The 12,934-nt window shown below is 62.5% G+C and carries 10 protein-coding genes; 6 read left to right on the forward strand and 4 right to left on the reverse strand.

The window, feature by feature from the left end; translation table 11 throughout:
* Positions 1-35: 35 nt before the first annotated feature.
* From QJT78_RS32070 to QJT78_RS32080, 3 genes are all read right to left on the reverse strand, one after another.
* Positions 36-1,229, reverse strand: a complete 1,194-nt coding sequence (locus QJT78_RS32070; RefSeq protein WP_028156933.1) for a M20/M25/M40 family metallo-hydrolase — start codon at positions 1,227-1,229, stop codon at positions 36-38.
* Between the two features lie 179 nt (positions 1,230-1,408).
* Positions 1,409-2,173 (reverse strand): outer membrane beta-barrel protein, encoded by a 765-nt coding sequence (locus QJT78_RS32075; RefSeq protein WP_049807792.1) that lies wholly within the window; start codon positions 2,171-2,173, stop codon positions 1,409-1,411.
* Between the two features lie 330 nt (positions 2,174-2,503).
* The gene (locus QJT78_RS32080; RefSeq protein WP_028151887.1) at positions 2,504-3,748 is read right to left on the reverse strand and encodes an MFS transporter; all 1,245 of its coding nucleotides are present in this window, start codon (positions 3,746-3,748) and stop codon (positions 2,504-2,506) included.
* Between the two features lie 58 nt (positions 3,749-3,806).
* Between QJT78_RS32080 and QJT78_RS32085 the strand changes: the two genes are divergently transcribed.
* The 4 genes from QJT78_RS32085 to QJT78_RS32100 all read left to right on the forward strand — a co-directional run bounded on the left by QJT78_RS32085 (position 3,807) and on the right by QJT78_RS32100 (position 9,010).
* On the forward strand, positions 3,807-4,175 hold the full coding sequence (locus QJT78_RS32085) for a hypothetical protein (protein ID WP_155257958.1): 369 nt from the start codon (positions 3,807-3,809) through the stop codon (positions 4,173-4,175).
* A gap of 119 nt (positions 4,176-4,294) precedes the next feature.
* A complete protein-coding gene (locus tag QJT78_RS32090; protein WP_157790083.1) occupies positions 4,295-4,552 on the forward strand; it encodes a hypothetical protein in 258 nt (85 codons plus the stop codon).
* 32 nt (positions 4,553-4,584) lie between these two features.
* Complete coding sequence (locus QJT78_RS32095; RefSeq protein ID WP_038944108.1) at positions 4,585-5,826, forward strand: efflux RND transporter periplasmic adaptor subunit; 1,242 nt, start codon at positions 4,585-4,587, stop codon at positions 5,824-5,826.
* A 1-nt stretch (position 5,827) separates the two neighbouring features.
* Positions 5,828-9,010 carry an efflux RND transporter permease subunit gene (locus QJT78_RS32100; protein WP_028151889.1) on the forward strand — a complete coding sequence of 1,061 codons (3,183 nt, stop codon included), beginning with the start codon at positions 5,828-5,830 and terminating at the stop codon, positions 9,008-9,010.
* A 431-nt stretch (positions 9,011-9,441) separates the two neighbouring features.
* Here the strand turns inward: QJT78_RS32100 and QJT78_RS32105 are convergent, their stop codons facing one another.
* Positions 9,442-10,311: a LysR family transcriptional regulator gene (locus tag QJT78_RS32105; RefSeq protein ID WP_038944109.1), complete on the reverse strand. Its 870-nt coding sequence runs from the start codon at positions 10,309-10,311 to the stop codon at positions 9,442-9,444.
* A gap of 106 nt (positions 10,312-10,417) precedes the next feature.
* Between QJT78_RS32105 and QJT78_RS32110 the strand changes: the two genes are divergently transcribed.
* Positions 10,418-11,518, forward strand: a complete 1,101-nt coding sequence (locus QJT78_RS32110) for an HlyD family secretion protein (RefSeq protein WP_049810222.1) — start codon at positions 10,418-10,420, stop codon at positions 11,516-11,518.
* Between the two features lie 62 nt (positions 11,519-11,580).
* Positions 11,581-12,642, forward strand: a complete 1,062-nt coding sequence (locus tag QJT78_RS32115; RefSeq protein WP_162136532.1) for an FUSC family protein — start codon at positions 11,581-11,583, stop codon at positions 12,640-12,642.
* Positions 12,643-12,934 lie beyond the last annotated feature (292 nt).

A 12,934-nucleotide genomic window follows, 5' to 3' on the forward strand; every position in this document is an offset into this window, starting at 1 on the left:
ACAAATGATCTTTCCGAGCTCACGCGCAACGCGCCTCACCGCATCGTCGCGAGCTGCACGGCCAGCGCGCAGGCGCGGTCGTATTCGTCGAGGTTGATCCATTCGTCGATCGTGTGCGCCTCGTTCTGGCCGGCACCGAAGGTCACGGTAGGAACGCCGTGGCGGACCATCCAGTTGGCATCGAGGCCGCCATTGGCAGTGCGGACGTTCGGGGTGCCGCCGACCGCGGACACCGCCTCGACCGCGCGTTTGACGACGGGGAGATTGTCCTTCATGCGGAACGGAAAATAATCGGTCTCGGCCTTGAACTTGACCTTGCCGGACTTGCCCTGCGCGTTCGTCACCTTCTTGGCGGCCTTCTCGAACGCGGCCTTGTAGGCCTTGGTGATCTCCTTGAAGAACTTGCCGTCGTGGCTGCGGCTCTCGCCGCGCACGTGGACGTAGTCGGTAACGACGTTGGTGGCATCGCCCGCCGGGCGGCCCTCGCCGCCGGTGACGGGGCCGACATTGCTGGTGCCTTGGCTCTTGCCCTTCACGACCTTGCCGAACCAGCCGCCGGCCTTCACGTCGGCAAGCGCGAGCGCCATGATCATGGTCGAGGAGATGCCGCGCTCCGGTGCAACGCCGGCATGCGAGGCGCGGCCGAAGATCTCGACATTCCAGCGGTCCGCGCCGACGGCGCCGATGATGACGTTGGAGGCCGAGCCGCCGTCATAGTTGAAGGCCATCGCCGGCGAGCCGAGCTCGTCCAGCTTGACGTGGCGTGCGCCGTAGAGCCCGCTCTCCTCGCGCACGCAGAACAGCAGCGTGATCGGGGGATGATCGAGCTTCTGCTTGGCGAGCTCGGCGGCCAGCGTCACCAGCACGCCGCAGCCGCAGCGGTTGTCGCCGCCGAGCGCGGTCTTGGCCTCGTTGACGATCTTGCGGCCGGATTTCTTCGGCTTGGCGCCGGCGCACAGCGGCACGGTGTCCATGTGGGTCATGAACATGATGCGCGGCTGGTTGTGCAGCGCGCCGCGGCCGGGCAGGTCGACGATGAGGTTGCCGGTTTCGGTCGGCACGGGAATGCGGGTGTTGGCGTCGTCGAGCCGGATCGCCTTGGCTGGCACGCCGCTCTCCTTCAGCGCGGCGGTGAGTTCGCGCCCGATCGCCGCCTCCTGTCCGGTGACGCCCTCGACGGCGAGGAAGCGCATGAGGCGGTCGGTGGCGGCTTTGGTATCGACAGGCATGAGATGGTCCTTTGATGCACGGTGCGCGTCAGCATCCTTCGCTGCGCCGTGTTTCGCAAGGCCTCTCGGACAGTCCGGTGAGTTTTAGGGCGGGGCAGGGACGACCGCATCAAAGCCACGGCGGCTGTCGGCGGCGGCGCGCCGAACACGACGCGCCGCCGACGCTTTCGGCACAAAAATCAGTATCGCGCGACGAGCGGGGCGACAGCCGTGTTGAATCGCCAGTTCACGCCGAGCATGACGGTTTGCATGTTCTGCCGGACGCTGGCCGGGAAGAAGGGAGTGCCGGCGCAGCCGGGATTGCCGGAGCAGTTCAGGGTGTAGCCGTTCGTGCCAAAGTCGAAATAATTGTATTCGGCCTTCAACGACAGGTTTGGCAGCAGCGCATATTCGAGGCCGGCACCGACGACGAATCCGGTCACGTCCCGCGAACCCTTGAAATCAACCGAGAGGGCGGCGAAATCGGTCTGCGTCATCTGATGGTTGAAGTGGGCGAAGGCGGCGCCGCCCTTGGCGTAGAACAGCACGCGATCGAAGGCGTAGCCGATTCGGCCCGTCGCGGTGGCGACGCGATCGAGCTGGGTCGTCAGCAGGAAGCCGACGCCGCCGCCCGGAATCAGTGTCGTGGCGGTATCCTTCATGTCGGCCCAGTCGAACTGGCCTTCGAGGCCGACCACGAGGGAGCCGACCTGATAGTCACAGCCGCCCTGCACACCGGCGAGCCAGCCGCTGTTGTGATTGGCGGTGAATGCTTGGCCGACGATGGGCTGCTGCTCGTTGACCCCGCGGCCGCCGCCGCCATTGCCGCCGACATAGCAACCGGTCCAGGAGAAGGCCGGGGCCGCAGGCGCCGCCTTGTACGGCATCGACACGTCCGCCGCCATGGCCGAGGTCAACGTCGAAACGGCCAGCGCGATGGCGCTGAAAAGGGTCTTGGTGGTCATGCGAGGATCTTCCTTCAACTAACGGCAATGGCGCCTGAAGCGCATCGTGCGGGTCGGCATCGCACAGGCCAGCGACTTCATCTGGTCAGTTGTCCGACTTCGCGATCGGGTCACAATATCCGGCGAGTCACGCGACGGCTGTAACCACCGGGTCACAGTGAAAATAACGACCACTGCAGGTTGCGACGTTTCACAGAGGCTGGCGCGACAGGAAGAAACGGGAAGTCCGGTGACAGTGCGCTGAGCCGGGCGTAGCTGGCCGACTGCACGCGACGTCATCGCCAGGGAAAATCAAGCATCCGCTGCGCCACGCTGTTGTGCGAGGCTGCTTTACGCGGTGCGCGTATAGGCCAGGAAGATCAGCGCGCCCAGAAGTAGCGCCGCCACCATGAACAGCAGCACCGCCGGCAGCCCCGCGAACGCCGCCACCGCGCCCGTCATCGACTGCATCAGGGCGGCGCCGAGGAAGAAGGCCAGGTTGATCGCCGCGAGCGCCTTGCCCGCGGTTTGCGCATCGACCAGCTGCCGCGACATGCCGAACAGCAGCGGCTGGGCGGAGGTCGCAAGGCCGATGAGCACGAACAGCACGAGATCATATTGCGGCGGCATCACGGGCACGCCGAACAGGATCGATACTGCATAATGCGGCGCCCCCAGCGCCATCAGCGCCAGCAGCAGCGCGCCGACCATATGCGTGCCCGCCACCAGCTCGCGGCGGCGATTGAGTCTGCGGTCGATCATGCCGATGCACAGGGGACCCGCGATCATCGCCAGCGTGAACGCGCCGAGCTGGTTGCCGGCCTCGACCCGTGTCAGTCCCTTGATCTCCATCAGCCAAGGTCCGCCCCACAGGCCGCGCAGCACCAGCGAGGTCGCGAGCGACACCAGCGCCAGCGCGATCAGGCCACGCAGGGGGCGCGAGAGTCCCAGCCTGAGCACCTCAATCATCTGCGACAGCGGCGAGGACTCGTCCTTGTGCTCGGCCGGCTGCCTAGGCACCAGCAAGAACACCGCGAGCGCGACGAGGACGCCGCCGAGCGCGGAGATCCAGAATCCGGCGCGCCAGCCGTAAGTATCGACCACGAAGGCGAGCGGGCTCGAGGACAGCAGCATGCCGATATTGCCGATCGAGAGGATCGCGCCGGACCACAGCCCGAACCGCGCCGCCGACAATTGCTTGGCCGCCAGCGTCATCGGGCACATCAGCATGCCTGATGTCGCGATGCCCAGCATCACCTGCCCGACCGCAAAACTTTCCGGCCCCGTCGCGAATCCCGACGCGATGGCGCCGATCACGGTTCCCATAAGCAGGCTCAGCGACACCGGCCGCACGCCAAAGCGATCCATCGCCGCGCCGACCGGGATCTGCGCGGCGGCAAAGGCAAAGGGATAGACCGAGGTGAGGCTCGCCAGCGCCTGCGGCTCCATGTGGAAATCCGCCGCCATCAGGTCGAGACTGACGGCGGGAATCGTGCGCAGCAAGGTCGAGAGCATGTGCCCGCAGGCGAGCGCAAGCAGCGCAAAGATCAGCGCGCGGGTGCCATCTCCCGCGTTATCAGTCGCAACCGCACTCATCAGCGTCCCGTCCCGGCGAGGGTTTCGGCCGGGTTACACGATTGGCGGGACGGTGCCAATGGGGTCTTCCGGACCTTCGTTCCTCGTTGAAGGCAAGCCGGACATCGCTGACATCCGTGCGAACGCCGGTTGGCCGATACGCTTGCCGCTGAAGTTGCGATTCGTCGTTACGCCGTCGGTCGATGACGAACGCTGTTCAATTCCTGCATTCCGATTTATCGAAGCACAGGTTCGCTTGCTCGAGCCTGGAAAAGTCCTCTGTTGCAATGAATACGAGAAGCCCGAGCAGAACCATCGCCGCGATGTTGGAGCGCATGCTGGGACGGTTCTCGACAGCGGGGCGATGGTGTTCGAACTTCGAGAGGTCGAGCATCCGCAAAATGTTGCCGGATCGTGCGTGATCAACCGGATCTCTGCCGCTTCCTGATCGCGTCCGAAACGGTACGACATTTCCCCGGTGGTTCGGTTGATCAGCCTTCATCCCGCGCCTCGTTCCCATCAAGCAGCGCTTGCTGAATTTCAATGATAAGGCCTGACTTGAGGTGAGTGATCCTGAAATTCGCGAGCACCGGCGCAATTCAGCGTGATGCCGCGGTGATCTCTCACGTCTCTCCATTTCGTTTCTGTTTGTTTCTGCCATTCCTTCGCTGGACGGCATTGATCGAGCGGCTGCGTTTTGCAGCGAGCGAACATGAAAATTTGTACAGATTTTCGCACGCGATCGTCATTTTGACGCTGGGATTTTGTCCGCGATACTTCCAATCCGAGGCGGCGGTTTCACCTGCAATCAGTCGGCTTATCTGAAGGCAGGTACAAACAGTTAGAGGGCCATCAATTTGTCAACGCGACCGAAGCTCAGCGTTGCGCTGTTTGGAATCCTTGCAATAGCCGCGGTGGCCTATGGCATTTGGTATGAGCTCCTCGGGAGCGTCAAGCCAGCCGCAGCGGCCGCCCAAAGCGCTGCCAGTCAGGCCGCAGCGAAGATTCCCGTCACCTCGTTCGTGGTGAAGAAGGCGGACTTTCCCGTGCGCGCCTACGGTCTCGGAGTCGTCTCGCCGTTCAAGACGGTCACGGTCAAGAGTCGTGTCGACGGTCAGATCACCAAGGTGTTCTTCAAACAGGGGCAGACGGTGAAGGAGGGCGATCCGCTTCTGGAGATCGATCAACGCCCCTTTACCGCGGCACTCGAGCAGGCGGTGGCGAAGAAGGCGCAGGACGAAGCCAATCTGAGGAACGACCGGTTGAACCTGGAGCGATTTCAGAAGCTCGCGAAGCAGCAATTCGAGACCCAGCAAAATCTCGATACCCAGCAGGCCCTGGTCGATCAGATGATCGCGCAGGTGAAGGGCGACCAGGCCGCCATCGACAATGCGCAGACCAATCTCGGTTACACCTCGATCAAGGCGCCGATCAGCGGACGAACGGGTTTCCGGCTGGTTGACCCCGGCAACATCGTGCATGCCGCGGATACGACGGGGATCGTTACCATCGCCCAGCTGCAGCCGATCGCCGTGCAGTTCACGGAGCCTGAAGAGCAATTGCAGGCCATCGACAAGGCCTTTGACACCGGCGAGGTGCCGGTCGAGGCGCTGACCTCGGACGGAACCAGGATGCTGTCGCAAGGCAGGCTCGTGGTCATGGACAATTCGGTCAACCAGGCCACCGGGACCATCAGCCTGAAAGCGCGCTTCGACAACAAGGACAACGCGCTGTGGCCCGGCCTGTCGGTCACCACGCGGATGCTGATCGACACGCGCAAGGACGTCATCGTGGTGCCGCAGGATGGCGTGCAGCACGGGCCGTCGGGTCTGTTCGCCTATGTGATCGGCGACAATGGCAAGGTCAGCGCCAGGCCGATCAAGGTCAGCCAGAGCGGCGACGCAAATGCCGTCGTCTCCGAAGGGTTGAACGTCGGAGACAGGATCGTGGTGGCCGGACAGTCACGCCTGTTCGACGGCGCGTTGGTCGAGGAAGCGCCTGCGGCCAGTCCGGTTGCGCTGACAACCAATGCGAGCGCCGACGCCTCTCAGGCCAAGAACGGGACCACGAGCGGAACCAAGACCGGATCGGCGGACTGACATGGCTGGCGGTATCTCGGCTCCCTTCATTCGCCTCCCCATCGCGACGTCGCTGCTGATGGTCGGCATCGTCTTCGTCGGGATCATCGCCTATCCGCAATTGCCGGTGGCGCCACTGCCGGAAGTGGACTTCCCCACCATCCAGGTCTCCGCCAGCCTTCCCGGCGCGGACCCTGAAACGATGGCGTCATCGGTGGCGCAACCGCTCGAATCGCAATTTGCGCTCATTCCTGGCGTCTCGGAGATGACGTCGCAGAGCCAGACCAGCTCGACCCAGATCGTTCTGCAGTTCGATCTCTCGCGCAACATCGACGGTGCCGGCTCCGACGTGCTCGCCGCCATCAATGCCGCGAGCGGGCAATTGCCCAAGAACATGCCGACCCCGCCGACCTACAGAAAGGTCAATCCGGCCGACTCGCCCATTCTCACGCTCGGCGCCACGTCGACGACGCTGCCGATGACGCAGGTGTCCGACGAGACCTACACCAAGCTCGCGCAGGCGATCAGCCATATCAGCGGTGTCGGCCAGGTCAGTGTCGGTGGACAGCAGGCGCCGTCGATCCGTGTCCAGATCGATCCTGCCAAGCTGGTCGCCAAGGGCCTGTCGCTGGAGGACGTGCGCACCCCGCTCTCGGTGATCACCGTCAACAATCCCAAGGGAACCCTCAACGGCGACACGCGCACCTACACCGTCTATGCCAACGACCAGTTCACCAAGGCCGAGGCCTGGAACGACATCGTCATCGCCTATCGGAACGGCAGTCCCGTCCGTGTCGGCGACATCGGCCATGCCGTGAGTGCGCCGCTGGACAATACCCAGTACGGCTGGGTTGACGGCAAGCCCGGCGTCTTCCTGGTCATCTTCAAGCAGCCGGGCGCCAACGTCATCGACACCGTCGACAGCGTCATGAAGCAGCTGCCGCATCTGCAGGCGGGTATCTCGCCGGCCATCAAGGTCTCGGTGCTGTCGGACCGCACGCAGACGATCCGCGCGGCGGTGAAGGACGTGCAGTTCACGCTGCTGCTGACGATCGGCCTCGTCGTGATGGTGATCTTCGTCTTCCTGCGCAGCGTCTGGGCTACCATTATTCCGTCGATCACGGTGCCGCTTGCGTTGCTGGGCGCCTGCGCGCTGATGTGGATAGCCGGCTACAGCCTCGATAATCTGTCACTGATGGCTCTCACCATCGCGGTCGGCTTCGTGGTCGACGATGCCATCGTGATGCTGGAGAACATCACCCGCTACATCGAGGAGGGCGAGACGCCGATGGCCGCCGCGTTCAAGGGCGCGAGCGAAATCGGCTTCACGATCATCTCGATCTCGATTTCGCTGATCGCGGTCTTGATTCCGCTGCTGCTGATGAGCGGCATTATCGGCCGCCTGTTCCGTGAGTTTTCGGTGACGCTCGCGATGACGATCGCCGTGTCGGCCCTGGTATCGCTGACGTTGACGCCGATGATGGCGTCGCGCTTCCTCAAATCGCACGACGAGGAGCGTCACGGCAGGCTCTATATGCTCAGCGAGCGGATGTTCCAGGCCCTCGTGAACGGCTACGAGCGAGGCCTCGACCTCGTGCTGCGTTTCCGCTTCATCACCTTGATGGTGTTCTTCGCGACGATCGCGCTGACGGTCTATCTCTTCGTGATCATCCCCAAAGGGTTCTTTCCGCAGCAGGATACCGGGCTGATCACCGGAATTGTCGAAACGTCGCAGGACGTGTCGATCGCCGATATGGCGAAGCACATGCAGGAGATCGGCGCGATCGTGCTGAAGGATCCGGCGATCGACCACATGGCGATGCGGATGGGCGGAAGCGGCAATACGCTCAACGACGGCACGATGTACATTACGCTGAAGCCGCGGGATGAACGCACCGACTCGGCCGACCAGGTCATTCGTCGTCTGCAGGTCCAGACGGCGAAGGTCCAGGGCGCACGGCTCTATCTCCAGTCGGCGCAGGACGTACGTGTCGGCGGCCGGGCGTCCCGTACGCAATTTCAGTTCACCCTGCAGTCGACCGACATGGACCAGCTGAACACATGGGCCCCGAAGCTGCTCGCGAAGATGAAGGAGATGCCCGAGCTTCGCGACGTCGCGTCCGACCAGCAGACATCGGGCACCACGCTGACGCTGTCGATCGACCGCAATCAGGCCGCGCGTTTCGGGATCACCCCCGACGTGATCGACGCGACCTTGTATGACGCATTCGGGCAGCGCGAGATCGCGACTTACTTCACCCAATTATCGACCTACTATGTCGTCCTCGAGGTGCTGCCCTCGCTGCAGAAGAATCCGTCCACGCTGGAGCAGATCTACCTCCGCTCCCCGACGACGGGGGGAGAGGTGCCATTGTCGGCGTTCACCAAGTGGACCACGGCTCCGGTCCGGCCTCTGGCCATCAACCATCAGGGCCAGTTTCCCGCTGTGACGATCTCCTTCAACCTCGCGCCCAACGTCGCGCTCGGCCAGGCGACGCAGGCGATCGACGCGATGGAACAGCAGATGAACGTGCCGGCGGCGATCACCTCGACGTTCGCGGGAACGGCGAAGGCATTCCAGGAGTCTCTCTCCTCCGTGCCCTTGCTGATCGTGGCGGCGCTGATCGTGGTCTATCTCATTCTCGGCGTGCTCTACGAGAGCTACATTCATCCGTTGACGATCCTGTCGACCTTGCCGTCGGCCGGTGTCGGCGCTCTGGCGACGCTCCTCATCTTCCATTTCGACTTCAGCCTGATCGGGTTGATCGGCCTCGTCCTGCTGATCGGCATCGTCAAGAAAAACGGCATCATGCTGGTCGACTTCGCGATCGTGGCGGAGCGGGATCAGGGCCTGTCGCCGGTCGAGGCCATTCGAAGGGCCTGTCTGCTGCGCTTCCGTCCGATTCTGATGACCACGATGGCGGCGGTGCTCGGCGGCGTGCCGCTGATGCTCGGCCACGGGACCGGTTCGGAGCTGCGTCAACCGCTCGGCTACGCCATGGTCGGCGGTCTCTTGGTCAGCCAGGTCCTGACGCTCTTCACCACGCCGGTTGTCTATCTTTATCTGGACCGTGTCTCGCAATGGTTCAGTCCGAAACCGCACGCAGGAAGCGATCCTCAGGATGAGGACGTTGTCGACGACGGCGATCTGGACGTCGTCGAAGAGCTGAACCGGAAGAAATCAAGGGTCTTTGCGGCGGAGTGAACTGTTTGACATCCGCACCGACGACGGCGAGCGCGGCGCCTCCGGCTGAATCCGTCGAAAATGACCGCGCCCTCGACCACGCCTCGCACCATCGCCTCTCGACCTTTGGGCGTCAAAGGCCCATTCTTGTGGACGTTCATCTGGTCTCTCCTTGGAACACTGAAGCTTCGCAACCTCAGCTTCCTCGGTTCAGAGCAGATGGACAACCTCCTGAGAGACCAAACCTGGCCCACCGCAAACGAGAAACTCGATCGCAGTCATTCTATCTGTCACCGCTACTTTCCCGCTGCCGGACATCTGGCTCATGTATGCATGGCCAACGTGCGGCGGCTAACCATGCGCAAATTCGGACTGGTTGTACCTGATTTTCGTGATTGTCGGACCGTTTGACGATCAGCATTTCAGCTTCCGTCTGACTGTCTCTCCCTGCCTCACGCCACCGCCTGGGCAATGAAGTTGCGGACGATCTTCGAGGTCTCGCCACGCCGGAATGCCAGAGACAGGCGCACAATTGGAGCGTCCCCTTTTACCTCACGATAGGTGACGCCGGTAACATGAAGCTGACGCATTGACGCCGGCACGAGCGAAAAGCCGAGCTCAGCTGCCACCAGGCTGACGACAGAGCTGATCTGCGGCGCGGACTGCCCGAGGGTCGGCTCGAAGCCCGCCCGCCGACAGGCCGCGATGACTGTGTCAACCCAGGCCGATCCTGGCGGCGTCAGAATGAGCGGATCCCCCTTCAGCCTGATAAGATCGATTTCAGTCGACTTCGCCACCGGATGGCTTGCGGGCAATACGACCAGCATCGGCTCGTTGGAGAGACGCCGAAACTGTAGATCGTCCTCGCCCTCATCGGGGCGCAGGAACACCGCGTCCAGCTCTCCTTCCCGAAGGCCCGCAAGGAGGCGGGATGTGCTTGCTTCCTCCAGCGTCAGATCCACATCGGGATAAGCTCGGCGAAACGATCGGATTGTCGAGGTAACAACGGGATTAAATGGTGCCGAGTTGGTAAAGCCCACCCGCAGCGAACCGATTTGACCCCGCGCAGCCCTCTGCGCGGCGCGAATGGAGCGCTCCGCCTGCATAGGAATGACCCGCACGTTCTCTAGAAAAGCGCGCCCTGCCTCGGTCAGTTCAGCACCCTGGGGAATGCGATGGAAGAGCGCAGCCCCGACTTCGGCCTCAAGATCCTTGATCTGTTGGCTCAGCGGCGGCTGCCCGATTCCCACGCGCGCAGCGGCGCGTGTGAAGTTTTTCTCCTCGGCAACCGCGAGGAAATAGCGGATGTGGCGCAGTTCCATGTCAGTGCCAAAAGCTATCGAGATCGTTCCTCCTATATATTTGACTGCGCGACAACTGAAATCAAATATCCCTTATCCGGAGCCCGATTGACCTGGACGATCGAAATTGGATCAGCGCGTAAATGTCAGCCTGAAAGGCAAGTCCATCCCTGAGCCGGCGGTCAGGAACAAAGAGCCAAGTCTTCCGGTTGCTGCACCTCCGCTGTCCGCGACACCCGAGCTCGATCGATCGCCCGTCTTGTCGCGGCGCCAGCGCGCGTTGCTGTTCCTCCTTGCCATTGCAGCGGCTGTTCTGGCCTGGATATCCAGCTATCTGTTCGCCTACACGGACGACGCATACGTCACGTCGGATGTCGTATCGATCACGCCGGAAGTCACGGGTCCGATCGCAGCGGTTTTTGTGAAGGACAACGAATGGGTGGAGCGCGGAACGCTCCTCTTTACCATCGATCCGGTTCCGTTCAGATTGGCCGTAGAGCAAGCGCGCGCGGAGGAGGCGCGAACTGAAGCTCAGCTGCCGGTCGACCGGGCACAGCTGCAGGTTTTGCAGGCGCAGAAGGAAGCGGCGGGTGCTGCCGAGAGGCTCGCCGCGGCAAATCTGCGGCGTGACACGCCGCTTGCCCGGTCCGGTACGATCTCCGCGCAGGCCCTCGACACGACTCGTACCACCGAGGAGCAAAGCGCAGCCCAGCAACATGCAGCCGAAGCCGCCCTGCAGAAGGCGAACGAGACTCTCAGCCTGGATAAGGCTGCCGTCTCATCGGCCCACGCTGCACGTCTTCTCGCCGAATGGCGCCTGGGCCGCACCAAAGTCGTGGCGCCCGTTGATGGTTTCGTGACGCATCTTGCCATTCAAACTGGCGACATGGTTTCCACGAGCCAGGCAGCGGTTGCGATCGTCGATGGAAACGCCTGGCGCGTCGTTGCCAATTACAAGGAATATTATCTACGACACCTCCATCCTGGCGGCCTCGCCTGGATCTGGCTCGACAGCCATCCCTGGCATCTTTATCGCGCGCGCATCCAAGGTCTGGCGCACGGCATTAGTCGCCAGCAAGGAAGCGAGACACTAGTCCCTTACGTATCTCCAACGGTGAACTGGATTCGCCTGCAACGACGGATTCCAGTTCGATTCACGCTGCTCCAATCTCCTGGGAGCGACCAACTCTTCATGGGCGTCGACGCCCGCGTCCTGGTCATCTACTGATTAGGGGAATCCTGACGATGCTGCTCCTGATATCGGCCCTGCGACCCATACCGGGAGCCCTGGTGCGTGAGCTCAAATCGCTCGAGCTTGGCGGCCCGCGTGCCAGAGAGGCAGCAAAACGCGTGCTGTCGGTGTTGGTCGCTGTCGCAACGTCATCCGTTCTCAACCTTGATGATCTCTCCTGGGCAGCATTCAGTGGCTACATGGTGATGCGTGGCAGCTTCGCCGAGACATTCCGGCGGGGACTCATGCGAATCGTGGGCACTGCCGGTGGAGCACTGCTGGGGCTCCTGCTCGCGCCCAGCGCAGCGGACGACCCTTTGCTGTTGGTCGTTTTCCTCTTCCTTGTGTCATGGATCGGCACCTTTCAGTCGCTGGCGACCAACTACAGTTACGCATGGCTGTTCTTTGGCCTTACGGCCGGGATGGTAATCACCGAGGCGCTCGCCTCGCCAGACGCTGTCGTGCATTTCGCCGCCACGCGGGTGGCGGAGATTACGGTCGGAACGTGCGCATGCCTTGTTGTTGCAAGCCTGTTCCGGGATACACCGAGCCGCAGGGAACAACGTGCTTACGACATGCTCTGGTGTGGACGCCTGCGTGATGTGTTGAATGAGAGGTGGCTGCGAGAGAATTGGCTGCTGCTCGAGCACTGTACGCGCGCGGCGCTGGCCGTCGCCTTGCTTCCCCTCATCTGGCGGTGGTTCGGCATTGAGGAGTTCTCACAAACTGCGGTCACATCGTACGTCATCATGATCGTCCCATCGGCCGCGGTAGGGAACCGCCGATACGCTACGATCTACGAGAGGATAGCCCACAGGGCGCTCGGATGCCTGCTTGGTAGCGCGGTCGCTCTTGTCTCTATTGACCTGTTCGGCACAGGATTGCCTGTAACCGTGCTCACCCTCGCTGCCGGCGTCTGGATCGGCTACCAAATCCAGACAGGACGGGAGATCAACTATCTCGGAACGCAGTTCACGCTCGGGCTTCTCATCACCCTAGTTCAGGGACCAGCTCCGATCACAGATATTACCCCTGGGCTAGAGCGCTTCGTTGGCATCGCGATCGGCTCCGCCATGCTGTGTCTGACGACCGTCGCTTGGCCCTTGGATCAAGACCAGTAGCATCTCCGACGGAGGCTAACCCGCCGTCTTCCCAATGTCGACCGACCAGTCTTCGTATGTCCCCTCAAGCGGCCGGACATCGCGATTGCGATCGTCGAGCCGAACCGTGCTTCAGGTCTCGGCGTGTCAGCTGACGGAGGTAAACCCGACACACCCCGCGCTTACCCCTGATCGCTGCTTTTGACCCTGGCTGTGTAAAAACGCGGCGCTTGACGTGATTCTCGCGGTATGATTCCCGCACGATTTGCGGGGGTCTCGGATGAAGCGCTTCATTGAGGGTGCGGATCGTGGG

Source organism: Bradyrhizobium sp. Mp27 (assembly GCF_029953005.1).
In the GTDB taxonomy this organism is placed as follows: domain Bacteria; phylum Pseudomonadota; class Alphaproteobacteria; order Rhizobiales; family Xanthobacteraceae; genus Bradyrhizobium; species Bradyrhizobium barranii.

What these genes read in the sequence shown, in the direction of transcription:
- QJT78_RS32070 (WP_028156933.1), bottom strand. Translation starts at nt 1,229, where the DNA reads ATGCCTGTCGATACCAAAGCCGCCACCGACCGCCTCATGCGCTTCCTC.
- QJT78_RS32075 (WP_049807792.1), bottom strand. Translation starts at nt 2,173, where the DNA reads ATGACCACCAAGACCCTTTTCAGCGCCATCGCGCTGGCCGTTTCGACG.
- QJT78_RS32080 (WP_028151887.1), bottom strand. Translation starts at nt 3,748, where the DNA reads ATGAGTGCGGTTGCGACTGATAACGCGGGAGATGGCACCCGCGCGCTG.
- QJT78_RS32085 (WP_155257958.1), top strand. Translation starts at nt 3,807, where the DNA reads ATGGGGTCTTCCGGACCTTCGTTCCTCGTTGAAGGCAAGCCGGACATC.
- QJT78_RS32100 (WP_028151889.1), top strand. Translation starts at nt 5,828, where the DNA reads ATGGCTGGCGGTATCTCGGCTCCCTTCATTCGCCTCCCCATCGCGACG.
- QJT78_RS32105 (WP_038944109.1), bottom strand. Translation starts at nt 10,311, where the DNA reads ATGGAACTGCGCCACATCCGCTATTTCCTCGCGGTTGCCGAGGAGAAA.